Origin of the sequence: Stakelama marina (assembly GCF_018122655.1) — a bacterium.
Classification (GTDB): Bacteria; Pseudomonadota; Alphaproteobacteria; order Sphingomonadales; family Sphingomonadaceae; genus Sphingomonas; species Sphingomonas marina.
Window position 1 is genome coordinate 188,092 of sequence record NZ_JAGRQC010000002.1, and the last position, 20,266, is coordinate 208,357.

The 20,266-nt window shown below is 64.7% G+C and carries 21 protein-coding genes; 12 read left to right on the forward strand and 9 right to left on the reverse strand.

Annotation, left to right across the window (positions count from 1 at the left end; translation table 11 throughout):
• Window positions 1-40 precede the first annotated feature (40 nt).
• Both J7S20_RS07405 and J7S20_RS07410 read right to left on the reverse strand, forming a co-directional pair.
• The gene (locus tag J7S20_RS07405; protein WP_284053606.1) at window positions 41-475 is read right to left on the reverse strand and encodes an ester cyclase; all 435 of its coding nucleotides are present in this window, start codon (window positions 473-475) and stop codon (window positions 41-43) included.
• Between the two features lie 42 nt (window positions 476-517).
• Complete coding sequence (locus tag J7S20_RS07410) at window positions 518-1,831, reverse strand: hemolysin family protein (protein WP_284053607.1); 1,314 nt, start codon at window positions 1,829-1,831, stop codon at window positions 518-520.
• Between the two features lie 152 nt (window positions 1,832-1,983).
• Here J7S20_RS07410 and J7S20_RS07415 point away from each other — a divergent pair, with 152 nt between their 5' ends.
• On the forward strand, window positions 1,984-2,664 hold the full coding sequence (locus J7S20_RS07415; RefSeq protein ID WP_284053608.1) for a YiaD family glycine zipper/OmpA-like lipoprotein: 681 nt from the start codon (window positions 1,984-1,986) through the stop codon (window positions 2,662-2,664).
• Window positions 2,665-2,677: 13 nt separating this feature from the next.
• Here J7S20_RS07415 and J7S20_RS07420 read toward each other — a convergent pair whose 3' ends face one another.
• On the reverse strand, window positions 2,678-3,106 hold the full coding sequence (locus J7S20_RS07420) for a nucleoside deaminase (RefSeq protein WP_284054035.1): 429 nt from the start codon (window positions 3,104-3,106) through the stop codon (window positions 2,678-2,680).
• Window positions 3,107-3,177: 71 nt separating this feature from the next.
• The gene (locus tag J7S20_RS07425) at window positions 3,178-3,402 is read right to left on the reverse strand and encodes a hypothetical protein (RefSeq protein WP_284053609.1); all 225 of its coding nucleotides are present in this window, start codon (window positions 3,400-3,402) and stop codon (window positions 3,178-3,180) included.
• A 151-nt stretch (window positions 3,403-3,553) separates the two neighbouring features.
• Here J7S20_RS07425 and rpmB point away from each other — a divergent pair, with 151 nt between their 5' ends.
• Window positions 3,554-3,850, forward strand: coding sequence for a 50S ribosomal protein L28 (gene rpmB / locus J7S20_RS07430; RefSeq protein ID WP_284053610.1), 297 nt, complete (start codon window positions 3,554-3,556; stop codon window positions 3,848-3,850).
• Here the strand turns inward: rpmB and J7S20_RS07435 are convergent.
• Window positions 3,847-4,854, reverse strand: coding sequence for an esterase-like activity of phytase family protein (locus tag J7S20_RS07435; protein WP_284053611.1), 1,008 nt, complete (start codon window positions 4,852-4,854; stop codon window positions 3,847-3,849). The genes rpmB and J7S20_RS07435 overlap by 4 nt on opposite strands.
• A 177-nt stretch (window positions 4,855-5,031) precedes the next feature.
• On the opposite strand from J7S20_RS07435, the gene J7S20_RS07440 reads away from it, so the two are divergent.
• On the forward strand, window positions 5,032-5,406 hold the full coding sequence (locus tag J7S20_RS07440) for a glycine zipper 2TM domain-containing protein (protein ID WP_430980917.1): 375 nt from the start codon (window positions 5,032-5,034) through the stop codon (window positions 5,404-5,406).
• A 133-nt stretch (window positions 5,407-5,539) separates the two neighbouring features.
• Here J7S20_RS07440 and phbB read toward each other — a convergent pair whose 3' ends face one another.
• From phbB to J7S20_RS07455, 3 genes are read right to left on the reverse strand one after another with little or no spacing between them, the layout of a single operon-like run.
• Complete coding sequence (phbB, locus tag J7S20_RS07445; protein WP_284053612.1) at window positions 5,540-6,262, reverse strand: acetoacetyl-CoA reductase; 723 nt, start codon at window positions 6,260-6,262, stop codon at window positions 5,540-5,542.
• Between the two features lie 36 nt (window positions 6,263-6,298).
• Complete coding sequence (hemH, locus tag J7S20_RS07450) at window positions 6,299-7,303, reverse strand: ferrochelatase (RefSeq protein ID WP_284053613.1); 1,005 nt, start codon at window positions 7,301-7,303, stop codon at window positions 6,299-6,301.
• Window positions 7,300-9,552, reverse strand: a complete 2,253-nt coding sequence (locus J7S20_RS07455; RefSeq protein ID WP_347709224.1) for a xanthine dehydrogenase family protein molybdopterin-binding subunit — start codon at window positions 9,550-9,552, stop codon at window positions 7,300-7,302. The genes hemH and J7S20_RS07455 overlap by 4 nt, the downstream gene beginning before the upstream one ends.
• A 116-nt stretch (window positions 9,553-9,668) precedes the next feature.
• On the opposite strand from J7S20_RS07455, the gene lgt reads away from it, so the two are divergent.
• From lgt to J7S20_RS07480, 5 genes are all read left to right on the forward strand, one after another.
• Entirely contained in the window at window positions 9,669-10,562 is an 894-nt protein-coding gene (gene lgt, locus J7S20_RS07460) for a prolipoprotein diacylglyceryl transferase (RefSeq protein ID WP_284053615.1), read from the forward strand.
• Window positions 10,563-10,617: 55 nt separating this feature from the next.
• Complete coding sequence (locus tag J7S20_RS07465; protein WP_284053616.1) at window positions 10,618-11,685, forward strand: class I SAM-dependent methyltransferase; 1,068 nt, start codon at window positions 10,618-10,620, stop codon at window positions 11,683-11,685.
• Entirely contained in the window at window positions 11,682-12,191 is a 510-nt protein-coding gene (locus tag J7S20_RS07470) for a GNAT family N-acetyltransferase (protein WP_284053617.1), read from the forward strand. Before J7S20_RS07465 ends, J7S20_RS07470 begins: the two co-directional genes overlap by 4 nt.
• A complete protein-coding gene (gene pgeF / locus J7S20_RS07475; protein ID WP_284053618.1) occupies window positions 12,188-12,949 on the forward strand; it encodes a peptidoglycan editing factor PgeF in 762 nt (253 codons plus the stop codon). Before J7S20_RS07470 ends, pgeF begins: the two co-directional genes overlap by 4 nt.
• A 100-nt stretch (window positions 12,950-13,049) precedes the next feature.
• Window positions 13,050-14,360 (forward strand): cystathionine gamma-synthase family protein, encoded by a 1,311-nt coding sequence (locus tag J7S20_RS07480; protein ID WP_284053619.1) that lies wholly within the window; start codon window positions 13,050-13,052, stop codon window positions 14,358-14,360.
• A gap of 88 nt (window positions 14,361-14,448) precedes the next feature.
• On the opposite strand, the gene putA is transcribed toward J7S20_RS07480, so the two are convergent.
• A complete protein-coding gene (gene putA, locus J7S20_RS07485) occupies window positions 14,449-17,484 on the reverse strand; it encodes a bifunctional proline dehydrogenase/L-glutamate gamma-semialdehyde dehydrogenase PutA (RefSeq protein ID WP_284053620.1) in 3,036 nt (1,011 codons plus the stop codon).
• 98 nt (window positions 17,485-17,582) lie between these two features.
• Here putA and J7S20_RS07490 point away from each other — a divergent pair, with 98 nt between their 5' ends.
• From J7S20_RS07490 to J7S20_RS07505, 4 genes are all read left to right on the forward strand, one after another.
• The gene (locus J7S20_RS07490; protein WP_284053621.1) at window positions 17,583-18,038 is read left to right on the forward strand and encodes a MaoC family dehydratase; all 456 of its coding nucleotides are present in this window, start codon (window positions 17,583-17,585) and stop codon (window positions 18,036-18,038) included.
• 46 nt (window positions 18,039-18,084) lie between these two features.
• Complete coding sequence (locus tag J7S20_RS07495; RefSeq protein WP_284053622.1) at window positions 18,085-19,263, forward strand: acetyl-CoA C-acyltransferase; 1,179 nt, start codon at window positions 18,085-18,087, stop codon at window positions 19,261-19,263.
• A 106-nt stretch (window positions 19,264-19,369) separates the two neighbouring features.
• Window positions 19,370-19,840, forward strand: a complete 471-nt coding sequence (locus tag J7S20_RS07500; protein WP_284053623.1) for a pyridoxamine 5'-phosphate oxidase family protein — start codon at window positions 19,370-19,372, stop codon at window positions 19,838-19,840.
• A 51-nt stretch (window positions 19,841-19,891) separates the two neighbouring features.
• Complete coding sequence (locus J7S20_RS07505; protein ID WP_284053624.1) at window positions 19,892-20,260, forward strand: YkvA family protein; 369 nt, start codon at window positions 19,892-19,894, stop codon at window positions 20,258-20,260.
• Window positions 20,261-20,266 lie beyond the last annotated feature (6 nt).

Genomic DNA, 20,266 nt, shown 5'->3' on the forward strand with positions numbered 1-20,266 from the left:
CGCCGCCCGTGAGGGCTGGCCGCCGCCCGAGTGCAGCCGATCAGCCGGCCAGATTCTTCTGGAGTTGCTGATACACGCCGAGCCGGTCGACGATCTGCCAATGGCCGGTCAGCCGCCCCTGTGCATCGAAGCCGTACACAGTCGCGCCCGACATCCGGATTGTCTTGCCGGTGGCCGGAAAGCCGGGAATGTCGCCGGCATGCGTCGCTGCCCAGAACCACGTCATCGCAATGTCGCGGCCATTGGCGAACATGCCCTGGATATCGAATTTCTGATCGGGAAATGATGCGCGCGAGGTTCGGACCCTTTCCTTGAACCCGGCAAGGTCGAGCGTCATTCCGTGCCAGCGATCGCCCGGATCGTGATGGATGGTATAGGTTTCGGCGACGAACTCGTCGGCCGCATCTGCATCGCCTTCGTCCCAGATACGCCGGATGAAGTCTGCCAGCCGTTGCTTCAGCGCTTCCTCGTCCATCTTCGCCTCCCCCCTCTGCCTCGCGCCGCTGCGCGAAACTGCCTATTCGTCCGCCGGCGCTTCGCTGACCAGCAGCTTGTCGATCTTGCGCCCGTCCATATCGACGATCTCGAATCGCCAACCCTGTTCGACGAAATGCTCGCCCTCGTCGGGAAGATGCTTGAGCACCGACAGCGCCAGCCCGGCGACGGTCGCGTAATCGCGGTCTTCGGCAAGCTCTATGTCGAGCTTGTCGGCGAGCGAATCGGCGGCCATTTGCCCCGACACCAGCATCGACCCGTCATCGCGCTCGACCAGCGTCGGCGTTTCGCCCGGATCGGTGTCGGAGGCGAATTCGCCGGCGATCGCGATCAGCAGGTTTGCCGGCGTCACGATGCCTTCGAAATGGCCATATTCGTCATGGACGAAGCCCATCGGCACCTCGGCGGCGCGCAGCGCATCGAGCGCGTCCATCGCATCGACCTGATCGGGCAGCACCGGCGCGGGCCGCATCAGCGCGCGCAGGTCGAGCGCTTCGCCGCGGAAGATCGCGGCGACGATGTCGCGCGCCTGGACGACGCCAACCACCGAATCGGCCGACCCTTCGGCCACCGGCAGCCGCGTATGCGGCGTCTCGACCAGTTTTTCGCGAATCGCCGCCTCGTCGAGATCGGCGTCGATCCAGTCGACATCGGTGCGCGGCGTCATCACTTCGCGTACCGGACGGTCGGCGAGCCGCACGACCCCGGAGATGATCGAACGTTCATGCTCCTCGATCACGCCGTGGCGCGTCGCTTCCGACACGATGAGCTGCAATTCCTCCGCCGTCACCCGGTCTTCCGATTCGCGCCGCATGCCGAGCAGGCGAAAGATCAGCGCGCTCGTCCCGTCGAGAAGCCACACGATCGGCGCGGTGATCCGGGCGAGCCACAGCATCGGCACCGCGACGAGCGCAGCGATCGGTTCCGGCGAGCGCAGCGCGAACTGCTTCGGCACCAACTCGCCGATAATCAGGGAAACATAGGTCGTCACGCCGATCACGATCGCGAAGCCAAGCGTCTGCGCGGTATCGGGCGACATGCCCATCGCCTCCAGCCGGTCGGCGGTGGGATGGCCAAGGCTCGCGCCCGAATAGGCGCCCGCCAGGATACCGATCAGCGTTATCCCGATCTGCACGGTCGAAAGGAACTTGCCGGGATCGGCGGCAAGCTGCATCGCCGTTTCCGCGCCGGGCCGCCCGGTGCGCGCAAGCGCCTCCATCCGCGCCTTGCGCGCGGACACGATCGCCAGCTCCGACATGGCGAACAGGCCGTTCAGGGCGATCAGCGCAAGGATGATCACCACATCGAACCAGGGATAGGGAGAAGGCGCGTCCATCGGCGTGTTCCCTCCCATAGACATAAAATACCGCCCACGACAACATCGCGGACAGCAACCATTCAGACCGGATGCGGAACAACTGCCCGCGGCACGGCGTTTTCAACCGCACAATCGATGCCACAAACTGATTGAAAGGGGAGAATCCCGCAATGCGAACCGTACAGAAGTTGCTTGCCGCCGGCGCACTTTCTTCGCTGGTACTCACCGGCGCCTGCGTGACCGATCCGGTGACCGGCCAGCGCCACATTTCGAAGGCCGCGATCGGCGGCATTGGCGGCGCCGTCGGCGGCTATCTGCTCGGCGACCTTGTCGGCGGGCGCAACGACCGCACCGCAAAGATCGTCGGCGCTGGCATCGGCGGCCTCGCCGGCGCGGGCATCGGCGCATATATGGACAAGCAGGAGCGTGAGCTTCGCCAGCGCACGGCCGGCACCGACGTTCAGGTTGTCCGTCAGGGCGACGACCTGCTGCTGCGCATGCCGTCGGGGATCACCTTCGCCACCGACAGCTCTACCGTGCAGCCGCAGTTCAAGCCGACGCTCGATCAGGTCTCGCAGGTACTGGCGCAATATCCGAAGACCTATGTCGATGTGTACGGCCACACCGATTCGACGGGTAGCGAAGCCTATAACCAGGCGCTTTCCGAACGCCGCGCGCAATCCGTTGCCGATTATCTGTCGAGCCACGGGGTGAACCCGGCACGTATCGGCACGCGCGGTTATGGCGAGACGCAACCGATCGCGTCGAACGACACCGAGGAAGGCCGCGCCGCCAACCGCCGTGTCGAAATCAAGCTGGTGCCGATCACCAATAGCGACCTGCAACAATAACCGGCGACAACCGCTATCGTTTGAGGGCGAAGAAGTCGCGTAGCAGCGCGGCGGCTTCGCCCTCTCCGATTCCGGGAAAGATTTCGGGACGGTGATGGCACGTCGCCTGTTCGAAGAAGCGCGGCCCGTGTTCGACCGCTCCGCCCTTCGGGTCCGAGGCGCCGTAATAAAGCCGCGCGATACGGGCATGGGCGATTGCCCCGGCGCACATCGCGCATGGCTCGAGCGTCACCCACAGGTCGCAATCGATCAACCGGTCGCGGCCAAGCACCTTCGCCGCGTCGCGAATCGCCCGAATCTCGGCATGCGCTGTGGGATCGTTCAGCTTACGCGGTGCATTCGCCGCCGTGGCGACGATCCGTCCGTCACGCACCACCACCGCGCCGACGGGCACTTCACCCGTTTCGGACGCAGCGCGCGCCGCGTCGAGGGCAGCGCGCATCGGTTGCGGCAGAGGAAACATCGCCGCGCTTATGTCGCAAAGCCGAAGGCCAGGCCAGCGCGGCGAAGCCGTTAGTAGCTGTTGCCGACAAACGCCTGGTCGTTGCCTGGCTTTTCCACCTCCAGCTTGGGGACGCGAATCGTCTTGTTTTCGGTGCCCACGTCGATCTTCCCGACATCGGCCTGAAACTTGGGCGCCTGTGCCGGCTGCGTTTGCGTGATCTGAATCATGCCGAGCGAAATCAGAACGATCAGCACGACCAGCGCGAGCCCCAGCAGGACGAGTATCAGGCGCATTTCACTTTCCCCTTTCGAAACGATCGCGTAACTAACGTCTGCAATCATCAAGTGGTTGCACGGTTGTTTGGTGGCCAGCGGTTGACGCAGGATGCGAATGCCGCTATTCGCGCCACCTTTCCGGGCCAACCCGAATTCAGGATTTTAAGCGATGTCGCGCATTTGCGAGCTGACCGGCAAGGGCCGGCAGGTGGGTAACAACGTTTCCCACGCCAACAACAAGACCAAGCGGACCTTTCTGCCCAATCTGCAGAATGTGACGCTGATGTCCGAATCGCTCGAAAAGAGCATCAAGCTGCGTGTTTCGACGAGCGGCCTGCGCTCGGTCGAGCATGTCGGCGGTCTCGACAACTGGCTGATGAAGACCAGCGACGACAAGCTGTCGCTGCGTGCGCGTCGCCTGAAGCGCGATGTCGCCAAGAAGCTGAAAGGCGCCGAAGCGGCCTAATCGCCGCTCGGCTTTGCCGCTGCTTTCGCCGGCAAATCGAGCCTGAATTTCAGCAGCAGCGTTCGCTGGAAGATCGACTGATTGTCGTCCGACACCATCCATAAAATGGTGTCGGCGCCTTCGCGCGTTGCTGTTACCCCTTCGAAATTATCGTGGATAACCGGCGCGGCAAAGGTCGCGACGACCTTCCCCGATACCGTCGCGCCGGGCCGGATATCGGCCGGATCGATGATCGCCAGTTTCACACGAAATCCTTTGGCGACCGAAAAGGCGCGGTCGAGAACCGCGATGCGCCCATCGGGCAGCAACGTGGCGTCCGACGGCGAAAATCCACGCGGAACACGATAACCGAAGCGGAAGCCCTTGCGCGGCGCCTTCACCGGATCACCCGAAAAATAGAGCGCAGCGCGCGTATGCTTGCCCGGCCATTCGCCGTCTTCCGAAATGACGATATGGCCGCCACCCGGCATATGCACCACCGATTCGGCACCCAGATTGTCGGGCCAGTCGCGCATGGCCGGCGGGGAGGCATGGCCTAGCGCGCGCTTGAACCCGGCATCATAGCGCCACAGCGCATTGGCATTTTCGAATCCGACCAGAAAGCTGCCCGTCGCGGGATCGCGCGCCAGCGATTCGCTGTCCCGGTCGCGCTTTAGCCAGCCCGCGCCCGGTCCTGCCGGCAGCTCGGTCGCGCCGGGCTCGGCCACTTGGCCTGTTCGCGTCAACCGGAACCATATGACATAGCCGAGATCGCTGAGCAGCGTGAATTTGTCGCCCTGAACGTCGATCGCCGAAAAGCCGCCAAAGCCGTCGGTAGCGCTGCGCAGCTCGACGCCGCCCAGATAGGTCAGCGCCCCGAGGCGCCTGCGGGTGTGATCGCCCTCAACCAGCGAGACCGGCCGCGCCTCGATCGAGCGCAGATCGCCGATCATCGGGCGCAGCGGTTCGACCGAATAGCCGGGCACGAGCAACAGGACGAGAAGGACCGAAACCAGAATACGCACGGGTGCGCCTTAGGCGGCTTCGCCGCGGACCGGAACCCCATCACATGCTGAACAAAGGCTAACACGCGCATTCAGCACCGGCTCAACCGCCCTCCCCCATAACGCTGATTGTCGATCACGGTGATTCGCATCGCGACCGGCATGGATTTGAACAGCAAGAGGACGAGGAGACGGACGATGATGAAGAGGAAACTCACGCTCCTTGGCGCGGCCATGACGATGAGCGCCGCTGCACTGGTTCCCGCCACGCCGGCCGCCGCGCAAAGCTATCGCGGTCACCACTATAGCCGCCACTACGACCGCCGCGAATATCGCGACCATTACCGCGATCAGCGCCGGTACGAACGTCGCCACTATCGCCGCTATCAGCGCTGCAAGGACGGCGATGGCGGTACGGTAATCGGCGCTGTCGCAGGCGGCCTGGCGGGCCACGAGATTGTCGGCCGCCGCGGTGACAAGGTGCTCGGCACCGTTATCGGCGGCGTCGTAGGCGCCCTTGCCGGCCGAGCGATCGATCGCGCCGACCCGCCCGCTGGCTGCCGCCGCCGCTGACACAGGAAATTCCGGGATCCCTCGAGTGGCGTATCGAGGGTGGGGGTCGGTCCGAAAGGGCCGGCCCCCAACTTATTTTCGGGGCTACAGCGCGTGGGAGCAGACGTGTGCGCTTACCGCACAGGTATCGGCATCAATACATGTGCTGCCCGCCGTTGATCGACAGCGTCGATCCGGTGACGAACCCTGCGTCTTCCGAACATAGAAACGCAACGCCGCGCGCGATCTCGCTCGCCTGGCCGAGGCGGCCGACCGGAATCTTGGCGACGATCTTCTCGAGCACGTCTGCGGGCACCGCTGCGACCATGTCGGTGTCGATATAGCCCGGCGCGATCGCGTTCACGGTGATGCCGAACCGCGCGCCTTCCTGCGCCAGCGCCTTGGTGAAACCGTGAATACCCGACTTGGCGGCGGCATAGTTGACCTGGCCATATTGCCCGGCCTGTCCGTTGATCGAGCCGATATTGACCACACGGCCCCATTTACGCTCGCGCATCCCCGAAAAGGTTGCCTTCGCCATGTTGAAGCAGCCGCCGAGATTGGTGCGGATTACATCCTCCCACATCTCGTGTGTCATCTTCATCATCGTGCCGTCGCGCGTGATGCCGGCATTGTTGACGATGACGTCGACCGGGCCGAGGTCGCCTGCGACCTGTTCGACACCGGCATGGCAGGCGTCGTAATCGCCGACATCCCATTTATAAGCCGCGATGCCGGTCCGCTCCGTGAATGCCTTGGCGCGTTCGTCATTGCCGGCATAATTCGCCGCGACGGTCATCCCCATATCCTTGAGCGCAAGGCTGATCGCCTCGCCGATCCCACGGGTTCCTCCGGTTACGATCGCGACGCGTGCCATGCAGCTCTCCTGTAAAAAAATCGGTCCTGGGAAAGGCTAGGCGGGCGATACCCAGCCTGCAAGCTCACGGTACAAAATGCTGCGCAGCATTTCGATTCCCGGTTCGCTTGCATTGAGACAAGGCAGACAGGCGAAATCGGTTCCGCCCGCCGCGACGAAAGTCTCTCGCCCGCGGATCGCAATCTCTTCAAGCGTTTCGACGCAATCGGCGGAAAAACCGGGCGTCACGACCGCCACCTTGCGAACCCCCTCGCCCGGCAAGGCGGCGAGGACGGTATCCGTCGCCGGTTCGAGCCACTTGGCGCGACCGAAGCGCGACTGGAACGCGATACGGATTTCGCGCCCCATCGCATCCGAGAGCAGCCGCGCCGTCTTCTGGCAATGACAGTGATAGGGGTCGCCACGTTCGAGCGTGCGCTGGGGCATGCCGTGAAAGCTGGCCAGGATCAGTTCGGGGGCAAAATCGAGTTCGGCGAGCGAGGCCTCGATCGAACGCTTGAGCGCATCGATATAGGCGGCATCGTCGTAATAAGGCGGCAGCGTGCGGATCGCCGGTTGCCAGCGCATCGCGGCGAGCGCGGCGAACGCCTTGTCGTTGGCCGTCGCAGTCGTCGCCGCGCAATATTGCGGATAGAGCGGCGCGAGCAGGATACGCTCGCACCCGGCATCCTTCAGCGCGCCGAGACGGTCGGCGATCGACGGGCTACCATAGCGCATCGCCCAATCGACGATCACATCCTCGCCGAACGCCCCCTTCAGCTCACGCGCCTGCGCCTTTGTGATCGCGGCAAGCGGCGAACCGTCATCGCTCCACACCTGCGCATAGGCTTCCGCCGACTTTTTGGGGCGCGTGCGCAGGATGATGCCGCGCAGGATCGGCTGCCAGGCAATGGCGGGAAGCTCTATCACGCGCGGATCGGACAGAAACTCGGCGAGATAGCGCCGCACCGCACCCGGTTCGGGTGCGTCGGGCGTACCGAGATTCATCAGCAGCACGCCGATCCGCGACTGCGGGATCGTCGGGTGGTTTGCGGGCGTCATGCCTTGCTCTCCGGAACCAGTGGCAGGGTGCGCAGCCGGACGCCGGTCGACGACCAGATCGCGTTGGCGATTGCCGGGGCGACGGGCGGCACCGCGATTTCGCCTACCCCGCCGGGATCGGCCTCGCTCGCGATCAGTTCGACCGTGATTTCGGGGGCATCGGCAAGCGTGGGCAGGTCGAGATCGGCGAAACCCCGTGCGTCGGCGAGATTTTCGGTAAAGCCCGTGCTGCCGCCCAGTGCCGCTGCCATGCCGAATATCAGCCCGCCCTCTATCTGCTGACGCACGATATCGGGATTGACCTGGCGTCCACAATCGACCGCGGCGACGAGGCGATCGACCTTTATCCGCTGATCCTGCCCGACATGCGCCTCGGCCAGCACCGCGACATAGGAACCACGAAAGGAGTGGCAGGCAAGGCCCTGCCCGCTGCCGGGAATCCCGCCCTGCCAGCCGCCGAGCGACGCGACGGTCGACAGGCAGCGGGCGAGCCGCGCCTCGCCGCCCAGCATCGAGATTCGGAACGAAAACGCCTCGATCCCCGCGACATGCGCAAGTTCGTCGATAAAGCTTTCGGTGAAGAACGCGGTGTAGCTGTGCGCGCCAGAGCGCCATTCGCCAACGGGCACGCCGATTTTCGCCGGATGATGATCGACCGCCAGATTGGGGATGGCGTAGATCGGCATCGCACCGGCCACGGCAGACGCATCGCCCGAGGCACTGCCCGGCAGCGCCAGCGACAGCGCCACCGCGGTGTCGCCGCCCAACAGACGGTGCGCGAGTTCCCGGCCCACCGACGGCGCGGCGATCTTCGCCAGCCATCCCTGCACCTGCCCATTGGCGCCCAGCCTGGCGGTGAGCCGCCCCTTCGCCGCGGGACGATAGCGGTCGTGCAGGCAATCCTCACTGCGCGACCAGGTGAGTTGCACCGGCTTTCCGATCTTGCGGGCAAGAAGCGCAGCCTGTTCGGCAACCGCAAACTCCAGCTTCGCCCCGAACGATCCGCCGGCGAGCATCGGGTGGATAATGACGCGATCCTCCGCCACGCCCGCCGCCTTTGCCGCGGCGGCGCGGGCGAGGCCCGGCGCTTGGGTCGGCATCCACAGGCTCAGCTTGCCGTCGCGCAGCGCCGCGGTTGCCGTCATTGGCTCGAGCGGCGCGTGGAGCGCCAGCCCGACCTGATAATCGGCGGTGACGACACTGGCATCCTTGAACGCGGCGGAAAGATCGCCGACGCTTTCCATCCGCTGTCCGTCGCCGTCGAGCGCCGCCCCGAGTGCGGCGTCGATCGAATCGCTGTCGACGATCGCGCCCTTGGTCTCGAAACGCGGGGCAAGCGCATCGAGCGCGCGGTTCGCCGCCCACCAGTTTTCGCCGACAGCCGCCACCCATCGATCGGTCTGGACCACATGGCGCACGCCCGGCACCTTATCCGCCGCGTCGGTATCGACGCGGATCAGGCGCGTGTCGCCGACCGGTCCCTGGCGGACGGCGGCATAGACCATTTCGGGAAGCCGGATATCGGCGGCATAATTGGCCGATCCGTCAACCTTGGACGGCGCATCGAGCCGCGGCGCAGGGGCGCCGTAGAGGCGGTTTTCGTCGCCCGTGCGATAGGGAATGTCGCGCGGCAGCGACTCACCGGCCGCATCCTCCGCCAGTTCGCCGAAGCGCAGCCGATCCTCGCCGCGCACGACGAACCCTTCCGCCGTTCCGCACGATCGCCAGTCGGTCGACCAGCGCCGCGCCGCCGCCTTGCAGAGCAGAACGCGCGCTCCCGCGCCGGCACGGCGCAAGGGCTCCTCGAACGCACGGACAGAGGTCGATCCCCCCGTCAGCATCAGCGCGGTGCGATGCGCATGGCTGCGCTGGAAACTGTCGGGCAACTGGCCCAGCGCGTCGGTGAACAATATCCCCGCCGCCATGGGATTGGCGTAAAGCGCGTTGATCGGCGCCGCCTCCACCGCAACCGTGCGCCAGTCGGCGCCCAGCTCGTCGGCCAATATCTGCGGCAAGGCGGTATAGGCGCCCTGCCCCAGCTCGGCCTGCGGCACGACCACGGTAATTTCGCCGGTCTTCGCGATCTTCAGCCAGCCCGAAAACACGGTCTCACCGGGCGAAGCGGTCAGGTTGACCGAATATTGGCGCTGCCACAGCGCCCAGCCCACCACAAGCCCGATACCGGCACCGCCGCCGATCAGCAGGGTGCGCCGGTCGATCGTACGCCTGGGCTCGTCCTTGTCCGCCATCGCCGCCGCTCTATCGCGTCCTTTGGCGCAGCGCCAGATGGCCGCGGGCAAAACGTCTTGGGTTTGCCATGCGATGCTCCTATTGGTGCCTCGCCTATCGCTACGGAGCCCTGGCGTTGATCCTTTCCCAAGTCGCGGCCGCATCCGGCCATTACCTCCATTTCACCGATCTCGGGCTCAGCCCGGTGGCGCTGCCGATCCATCTGTTCGGCCATGAATTCGATCTGAAATGGTATTCGCTCGCCTATATCTCGGGCATCCTTGTCGGCTGGTGGTACCTGCTGAAGCTGCTCGATCAGCCGGGTGCGCCGATGGCGCGGCGCCACGCCGACGACCTCGTCTTCTATGCGACGCTGGGCATCATTCTGGGCGGGCGCATCGGCTATATCCTGTTCTACCATATCGACATGGTCACCCGCCCGCTGGAGATGTTCCGGCTGTGGGATGGCGGCATGTCGTTCCACGGCGGCGTCATCGGCACCAGCCTCGCGATCATCTATCTGGCGCGCAAGAACGGGCTCAACTGGCTGCGCATCCACGATTATGTCGCGGCCTGCGTACCGTTCGGGCTGTTCTTCGGCCGGCTCGCCAATTTCGTGAACGGCGAATTGTGGGGCAAGCCGACGACCGTGCCATGGGCAATCGTCTTTCCGCACACAGTCGCCGGCGGCATGGACCCGCCGCGTCACCCCAGCCAGCTTTACGAAGCGGGTCTGGAGGGCATCGTGCTGTTCGCTGTTCTGGCCTTCATGTTCTGGCGGACCGACGCGCGGTACCAGCCCGGCAAGCTCGTCGGCACCTTCCTGCTCGGTTACGGCCTTTCGCGCTTTTTCGTCGAATTCTTCCGCGAGGCGGATTCGCAGTTTCAGGGCACCTTCCTCTATACGACGATCCATATGGGCCAGATCCTGACGCTGCCGATGATTATCGGCGGCGTCTATCTGATCTGGACCGCCAAGGGCCGGCGCGAGCGCATCGAGCCGGTCGCCGGGACCGAGAGCGTCGCCTGAATCAGCGCGGGCGGGGTCGAACCGTGCGCCGCAACCCGGTAGAGGACGGCAGGTCATGACCGAATCGGAATCGACCTCCGCCGACCCCGCGCTTCCCGAACGGCTCGCGCGTGCCATCACGCTGGCCGGGCCGATCCCGCTGTCGCAGTTCATGGGCGCCGCGAACGCGCATTATTACGCGACGCGTGACCCGCTTGGCGCTCGCGGCGATTTCACCACCGCGCCCGAGGTCAGCCAGATGTTCGGCGAACTGATCGGGCTGGCGCTCACCGATCTGTGGCACCGCGCCGACCGACCCGATGCGCGCTATGTCGAATTCGGCCCCGGCCGGGGGACGCTCGCCGCCGATGCGCTGCGCGCGATGGGTACGGTCGGCCTCGATCCGTCGGTACATTTCATCGAAACGAGCCCGACGCTGCGCGAGAAGCAGGCCGAGGCGGTGCCCGATGCCGAATGGAATGTCGACCTTGTCGGCGTGCCCGAGGACGGCGCGCTGCTCGTCGTCGCCAACGAATTCTTCGATGCGCTGCCGATCCGCCAGTTGGTCAAGACCGGCGACGGCTGGCGCGAGCGGCTCGTCGCGTGCCAGGACACGCTGTTTCTGCCGATCGCCGGCGACCGCGGGTTCGACCAGGTGATCCCACCGCATCTGCGCGACGCACCGATTGGCTCGATCCTCGAAACCTCACCCGCCGCGGTCGCGGTGATGCGCGCACTCGCCAAGCGGATCGTCGCACAGGGCGGCGCCGCGATCATCGTCGATTACGGTTATGAAGGCCCGGCGATCGGCGACACGTTACAGGCCGTGCGCGGCCACGAATATGCCAATCCGTTCGAGAACCCGGGCGAGCAGGACCTGACCGCACATGTCGATTTCGCGACGCTCGCCGAAGCCGCGCGCGCCGAGGACGCAGTGGTGTACGGCCCCGTGACGCAAGGCGAACTGCTCGTCGCGCTCGGCATCGATGCGCGCACCGATGCCCTGTCCGCCGCTGCGCCCGAGCGCGCCGACATGATGCGCGCCGACCGCGACCGGCTGGTCGGTGCGCAGGCGATGGGTGAGCTGTTCAAGGCAATCGTGGTCACCGCGCCGGGCTGGCCCGTACCAGCGGGCTTTGCATGATCCAGTATCGCGACGCCTTGCCCGCCGACGGGCGCGAACTGGCTGAGATGGCTGCGCGCTGCTTCACCGAGACCTTCGGATCGCTCTACCGCGCGTCCGACCTGCGCGCGTTTCTCGACCAGGCGTTTGGCGACGAGGGACTGCCGTCGCAAATCACCGACCCCGCCTACCGCGTCCGCATCGCTACCGAAAATGAGCGCATCATCGGCTTCGCCAAGACCGGTCCGGTCGATTTCCCCGGCGACTGGGGCGATAACACAATCGAACTATACCAGCTCTATGTGCTCGGCGGCTGGCACGGCGAAGGCGTCGGGCCCGAGCTGATGGACTGGGTACTCGCCACGGCACGGACGGCAGGGTACGAACGCATCGTCCTGAGCGTCTATGTCGACAATCACCGCGCGCGCCGCTTCTACGAGCGTTACGGGTTCGAGGAAGTCGGCAGGTATGAATTCATGGTCGGCGAAAAGGTCGATGACGACCGCATCATGGCGCTGACGCTGTGAGCGAGGTCGAAGTCATCCAGGCCAAGGCGCTGGCGGGCGTTCGCCACGGCTTTCTCGGGCGGCGCGGCGGCGTGTCGGGCAGTGTGCATGCCGGGCTGAACGTCGGCCCGGGATCGGACGATGATGCCGAGGCCGTCGCCGAGAATCGCAGGCGCGCGACCGAGGCGGTGCTGCCGGGCGGGCAGCTCGTCACGCTCTATCAGGTCCATTCGGCCGATGCCGTCACCGTCATCACACGGTTCGAGGAGCGGCTGCGCCCGCGCGCCGATGCGCTCGTCACCGACCGGCCCGGTTTCGCGCTCGGCATCCTGACGGCCGATTGCGCGCCGGTGCTGCTCGCCGACCGACAGGCGGGAGTCATCGGCGCGGCCCATGCCGGGTGGAAGGGCGCGCTGGGCGGCGTTACCGACTCGACGATCCTCGCAATGGAAACGCTCGGTGCCGACCGCGACCGCATCGCCGCCGCGATCGGCCCATGCATCGCGCGCGCAAGCTATGAGGTCGACAGCGGCTTTGTCGAACGCTTCTGCGCCGACGATCCCGCCAATGAGCGCTTCTTCGTCGACGGCAAGCCCGGTCACGCGCAATTCGACCTGGAAGCCTATGTCGCGCACCGGCTCGCCACCGCCGGCATCCGCACGGTCGAGGCGCTGGGACTGGATACCTATGCCGATCCGGACCGTTTCTTCAGCTACAGGCGCGCGACGCATCGCGGCGAACCCGATTACGGGCGGCAGATTTCGATCATCGGCCTCTGACGCCGGGTGGGCCGCACTGGCGGCAACTGGTTTCATTTGATACCAAAGCGCCAATCGCCCACGCACGATGGGCAGAAACCATTGAACGAGCAGGAGCAGCATGACAGACGAAACCGAAGCCGACATGACCGGCATCAGCCCACGCCGCCGCCCGAAGCCCAATATCGAGGAAATCGGCGGTCGCAAGCTCAAGGCATCGACGCTGATGATGGGCCACGGATTCGATCCGTCGCTGTCCGAAGGGTCGCTGAAACAGCCGATCTTCGCCACCTCGACCTTCGTCTTTCCCAATGCCGCGGCGGGCAAGCGCCACTTCGAAGGCATCACCGGCAAGCGCCCGGGCGGGGCCGAAGGCCTCGTCTATTCGCGCTTCAACGGGCCGAACCAGGAAATCCTCGAAGACCGTCTCGGCGTCTGGGAAGAGGCGGAGGAGGCGCTGGCCTTCTCGTCCGGCATGTCGGCGATCGCGACGCTGTTCCTCGCCATGTGCAATCCCGGCGACACGATCATCCATTCGGGCCCGCTCTATGCCGCGACCGAGACGCTGATCGCGCGCATCCTCGGCAAGTTCGGCGTGAAGTTCCTCGACTTCCCCGCCGATGCCAGCCCCGAGGAGATCGAGAAGGTCATGGAGCAGGCCGGCGACAGCCGCGTCGCGCTGATCTATCTCGAGAGCCCGGCCAACCCGACCAACGCGCTCGTCGATATCGAGGCGGTGTCGAAGCTGCGTGACAAGGTCTTCGCCGACAAGGCAGAAAAGCCGCCGATCGCAATCGACAACACCTTCCTCGGCCCGTTGTGGCAGAAGCCGCTCCACCACGGCGCCGACATCGTCGTCTATTCGCTGACCAAATATGCCGGCGGCCATTCGGACCTCGTCGCGGGCGGTGTGCTCGGCACCAAGAAGGCGCTCGATCCGATCCGCGCGATGCGCAACACCATCGGCACGATCTGCGATCCCAATACCGCGTGGATGCTGTGCCGCAGCCTCGAAACGCTCGAACTGCGCATGAGCCGCGCGGGCGAGAATGCGGCGAAGGTCTGCGAATTCCTGAAGGACCATCCGAAGGTCGAAAAGGTCGGCTATCTCGGCTTCCTGAAAGACGATGCGCAGTACGACATCTTCAAGCGGCATTGTTCGGGCGCGGGTTCGACCTTCTCGCTCTATCTGAAGGGTGGCGAGCGCGAGAGCTTCGCCTTTCTCGACGAACTCAAGATCGCCAAGCTGGCAGTCAGCCTTGGCGGCACCGAGACGCTGGCGAGCTGCCCGGCGGCGATGACGCACATCTCGGTTCCCGACGAGCGCAAGAAGGCGCTTCGCATCACCGACAATCTGGTGCGGATCTCGATCGGCGTCGAGGATGCCGACGACCTGATCGCCGATTTCGACGCGGCGCTGAAGGCGATCTAAGCCGACATTTCGCGCGGGGCCGCAAGCCCCGCCTGAAATCAGACCGAATCGGAAAGGCCCCCGGAAGCGGTTCCGGGGGCCTTTTGCTTTACATGCCGTCGTCGAGGCTGAGCAGCGAGGCGTTACCGCCTGCGCTCGTCGTGTCGATCGACACCGCGCGTTCGGCGCAGAAGCGCGGCAGATAGTGCGGGCCGCCCGCCTTCGGTCCGGTACCCGACAGCCCCTCGCCGCCAAATGGCTGCGATCCGACAACCGCACCGATCATCGACCGGTTGACATAGGCATTGCCGACCCGCGCCTGCGACCGAAGGATATCTGCGTTGCGCGCGATACGGCTGTGGAGCCCCATCGTCAGGCCGAACCGCTTCGCGTTGATACGCGCGATCGTGTCTTCAAGTTGCCCGGCCTTCCACGTCGCGACATGGACGATCGGCCCGAACCATTCGGTATTGAGGTCCTCGATCTCGTCGATCGAGATCATCGTCGGCGGGACGAACAGGCCCTCATCCTCGGGCACCTCGACCGTTTTGATCCAGCGCGGGCGCATCGTCTCACGATACGCCATCAGCTTGTCATAGGCCGCGCGGTCGATGACCGGACCGACATCGGTCGCGGGATCGCCCGGATCGCCGATCTGGAGCATGTCCATCGCGCCCGAAAGCATGTGGATCATCTCGTCGGCATTGTCTTCCTGAAGCACGAGCAGACGCAGCGCCGAGCAGCGCTGACCCGCAGAACGGAACGCCGAGTTGAGAACATCGGTCGCGACCTGTTCGGGCAGCGCAGTCGAATCGACGATCATCGCGTTGACGCCGCCGGTTTCGGCGATGAACGGAATGATCGGGCGATCCTCACCGACGAGCAGCGTCTGCGCGATCTTTTTCGCCGTAGCGGTCGAACCGGTAAAGGCGACGCCGGCGATACGCTGATCCGACATCATCTCCGCACCGACATCGGCGCCGCCGGTGACGAGCGCCAGCGCGTCTTCGGGCACACCCGCCTGATGCGCGAGATCGACGACACGCCGCGCGATGGCAGGCGTCTGCGGCGCAGGCTTGGCGACGACGGTATTGCCGCAAACGAGCGCCGCGGCATTCTGGCCGGTGAAGATCGCCAGCGGGAAGTTCCACGGCGAAACGGTCGCCCAGGTGCCGCGCCCCTCCATCTTCAGCGCATTATATTCGCCGGTCGGACCGGGCAGTTCCTTCAGCGACAGGTCCTTGCGCGCGCGAACCGCATAATAGCGGCAGAAATCGGCCGCCTCGCGCACTTCGCTGAGCGCGTCGGGGATCGAGCGGAAGGCTTCCTTGACCACCAGCCCCATCAGCTCGATGCGGTTCTCCTCGAGCAGATCGGCCCAGCGTTCGAGGATGATCGCCCGCTCTTCGATCGAGCGCGAATCCCATTCGGGATAGGCGGCCTGTGCGCGCGTGACCGCGTCATGGACATCGGCATCGGGCGTGCGGCTCGCCTCGATGGCGGCACGGCTGCGGCCCGATGGATGATGCGGATCGGCATGGACCGCATCGCCGCCCTCGGGCGTGAACTCGATCGAATTCACGCCATGCGCGGTCTCGAGCAGGATCTTGCGATCGTTGAGGTCGATGCCCTGGCTGTTCTGCCATTCGCCGAAGATGTTCTGCGGCAGCGCAATCCCCGGCAGGCGCGTGCAGTTGACCGCTTCGACCTTCTCGACCGGGTCCTTGAGCAGATCGTCATCGTCATAAGCGTCGTTCGACAACTGGTTGACGAAGCTCGAATTCGCGCCGTTTTCGAGCAAGCGTCGCACCAGATAGGCAAGCAGTTCGCGGTGCCCGCCGACCGGCGCGTAGATGCGGCAATGATACCCCTCGTCGCGAACCAACCGTTCGTACAGGCCCTCGCCCATGCCGTGGAGGCGCTGAAACTCGAAATCGCGGCGGTCGCCCGCCCAGTCGAGGATCGTCGCAACGGTCAGCGCATTGTGCGTCGCAAACCCGCAACCGATATTTTCCGCCTTCAGCATGTCGCTGACACAGGCGAGATAGCAGACATCGGTCGCCGCCTTGCGAGTGAAGACTGGGAAATCCGACAGCCCCTCGACCTGCGCATGCTTGATCTCGGTATCCCAATAGGCGCCCTTCACCAGCCGGACGTTCATGTGCCGGTCGAGCGAATTGGCCCATTGGATCACCGCGCGGGCGCGCTTGCTGTACGCCTGAATGGCGAGGCCGAAGCGGTTCCAGTCCCTGAATTCGGGTCGTTTGGCGATATTGCCGATGATGTCGAGGCTCATCTCGAGCCGATCCGCTTCCTCGGCATCGACGGTTACCGCGACATTCTGGTGCATCGCCTCGGCGCAGAGTTGCGCCAGCCGGTCGGTGATCTCCGGCACGCAGCGTTCATATTGCGGCACTTCGTAGCGCGGATGGAGCGCCGACAGCTTGATCGAGATCGTGTGGTCGGTGCCTTCGTCGCGGCCGATCTTCTGGATCGCATCCCAATAGGAATCGTAGAAGGCGTCGGCATCGGCCTGGGTCTGCGCTGCCTCTCCCAACATGTCGAAGCTGGCGGTGAAGCCGCGGTGGACGGGCTTGCGCATCCGCTTCAGCGCTTCTTCGATGGTGCGACCCATGACGAAGACTTCGCCCATGACCTTCATCGCCGCGCCGACGGCCTGGCGAACAAAGGGTTCGCTGGTCCGCGCGAGCAGCCGCTTGAGCGGCGTGCCCGGCCCCTCGACGGTAAGCGCCCGACCGAGAACGAGGCCCCAGGTCGCCGAATTGACGATCCGCGATTTGGAACGCCCTTCATGCGTGCGCCATTTGCCGTCGCCCAGCTTGTCGGCGATCAGCCGGTCGGCGGTTCTGGCATCGGGGACGCGCAGATAGGCCTCGGCCAGGCTCATCAGCGCGATGCCTTCGGCCGAACTGAGCTGATATTCCTGCAGGAACTGGTTGATCCAGCTCTCCGACTCCGCGGTGCGGATATCCTCGATCAGGTCGCGCGCCATGCGCTCGATTCGCGGGCGCGATTCGGGAAGGATTCGCGCATCGTTCAACATCGGTTTTAGAACATCGGGTTCGGCCATCCGGTGAAGCCGGCGCATGGAATTTCGGGCCGCGGACGTTACGTCTGTGGTCATTTTCGTACCTTCGGTCGGGGCGAGGCTTGCGACAAGGCCGCAGCAAAGCCTATGAACTGCCGACGCTAAGCATAGATAGGTCGGCAAAGGAAACGTTTGTGGACGCGATCAGCATCACAGAATTGGCCCAACGCGCGGGAAGCGAGCGTGTTTCCGACTGGGTCGAAGTTACGCAAGAAATGATCGACAAATTCGCCGATGCGACCGGCGATCACCAGTTCATTCACGTCGATCCGGAACGCGCCAAGCAAACCCCGTTCGGCGGAACGATCGCGCACGGGTTTCTGACGCTGTCGCTGATGCCGCTGCTCGCATCGAAGACGGATCAACCGCCGATCAAAGACGTTAAGATGGGCGTGAACTATGGCGGAAACAAAGTCCGTTTCCTCCAGCCCGTCCGGTCCGGCAAGCGGGTTCGCGGGCGCTTCAAGCTGCTGTCGCTCGACGAAAAGCGGCCCGGCCAGTGGCAACAGGTGACCGAGTTCACCGTCGAGATCGAAGGCGAGGAAAAGCCTGCCATGATCGCCGAATGGATAAGCCAGATTTTCGTATAGATCCCCTTCCCGCAGGCGGAAGGGCAGAGCAAGAGAGGAAGCCCCAATGCGTTCAGCCGTAATCGTCTCCACCGCACGCACGCCGATCGGCCGCGCCTATCGCGGCGCGTTCAATGCGCTGCCCGCGCAGACACTTGCCAGCCACTCGATCAAGGCAGCGGTCGAACGCGCCGGGATCGACGGCGACGAAGTGCAGGACGTCGTGTTCGGCGCCGCGCTCCAGCAGGGTCATCAGGCCGGCAATATCGCGCGTCAGGCCCTGCTGCGCGCAGGGCTGCCGGTATCGGTCGCGGGCATGTCGGTCGATCGTCAATGTGCGAGCGGCCTGATGGCGATTGCGACCGCCGCCAAGGAAATCATGGTCGATAACATGGACGTCGCGATCGGTGGCGGCGTCGAATCGATCAGCCTGGTCCAGACCCCGCAGATGCGCGTCGCCCCCGACCCCGAGCTGCTGGCGATGCACAACGACATGTATATGCCGATGCTGCAGACCGCCGAGGTCGTCGCCAAGCGCTATGGCATTTCGCGCGAGCGGATGGACGAATATGCGCTCCAATCGCAGCAGCGCACGGCGGCCGCGCAGGAGGCTGGCAAGTTCGACGACGAGATCATCCCCGTCACCGCGACGATGAACGTGACCAACAAGGAGACCAAGGAGGTCAGCCAGAAGGAAGTCACGCTGTCGAAGGACGAAGGCAACCGTCCCGGCACCAACATCGAAGGTTTGCAGGCCCTGCAGCCCGTCGTCGGACCGGAGGGCACGATTACCGCGGGCAACGCCAGCCAGCTTTCCGACGGATCTTCGGCGAGCGTGCTGATGGAAGAAAAGGTCGCCGAGCAGAAGGGGCTGACGCCGCTCGGCCGCTATGTCGGCATGGCGGTCGCGGGGACCAAGCCCGACGAGATGGGCATCGGCCCGATCTACGCGATCCCCAAGCTGCTCGACCGGTTCAACCTGAAAATGGACGATATCGGCCTGTGGGAGCTGAACGAGGCGTTCGCGGTTCAGGTGCTTTACTGTCAGGACAAGCTGGGCATTCCCAACGAGCTGATGAACGTCAACGGCGGCGCGATCTCGGTCGGACATCCCTATGGCATGTCGGGCGCGCGCATGACCGGCCATGCGCTGATCGAGGGTAAGCGCCGCGGCGCGAAATATGTCGTCGTCACCATGTGCGTCGGCGGCGGCATGGGCGCTGCCGGCCTGTTCGAGGTGCTGTAACCAAGCTGCCCGAATCCCCGACCGGAGGTACGCTTTCGCACCGCCGGTCGGGATATTCGCACGAACTCGGTCGTTTCCTTTTCGAACCCCGATAAGGAGAGACGACATGACCGATGCCGCCGACATCCGCAAACATATGTGGAAGCACCTTGCCGACAGCCCGTTCCTGATGGTCGGACTGACCGGCAATGACGAGCATTCGGAACCGATGACGGCGCAGCTCGACAAGGATGCCGACAGCGCATTCTGGTTCTACACCAAGAAGGGCAACCGCATCGCCAAGGGCGGCAAGGCGATGGCCCAGTTCGCCGCCAAGGGGCACGATCTGTTCGCCTGCATCAAGGGAACATTGGTCGAGGAAATCGATCCGAAGGTCATCGACCGTTATTGGTCGAAAACGGTCGAAGCCTGGTATGAAGGCGGTCGAAACGATCCCGACCTTCTGATGATGCGGTTCGACCTCGACAATGCCGAAATCTGGGAGGCAGACGCTTCCGCCACGGGCATGTTCAAGATGATCACCGGCAAGACCATCAAGGCGGGCGAAGTCGGCGATCATACCGAGGTCGCCGTTTAAACCCGGTTTTTGGCGCTTGACCGGTCCCGTGCGCGCGGCGATGCGTGGCGCATGGGACCGTCGCTCGCACATCGCATCCGCGTCGAAGCGCATGCCGTCTGGCTGGCGGTGCGCGACCCGCGGACGCCGTTCGCAGCGCGGGTCGTCGGGCTGCTTGTCGCAGCCTATGCGTTGTCGCCGCTCGACCTCATCCCCGATTTCATCCCCGTTATCGGCCTGCTCGACGACGCGATACTGATTCCCGCCGGGATATGGTTGTTCGAGCGGCTGATTCCGCGTGCGCAGCTTGCCGAACACCGCGCCAGGGCCGAAGCCGCGTCGGAACAGCCCGTGTCGATGTTGGGAATCGTGATCGTCGTCGCGCTATGGGCGGCGATCGCCTGGTTCACATGGAGCGTGATCGCCACCTGGTGGGACTGACCCCGC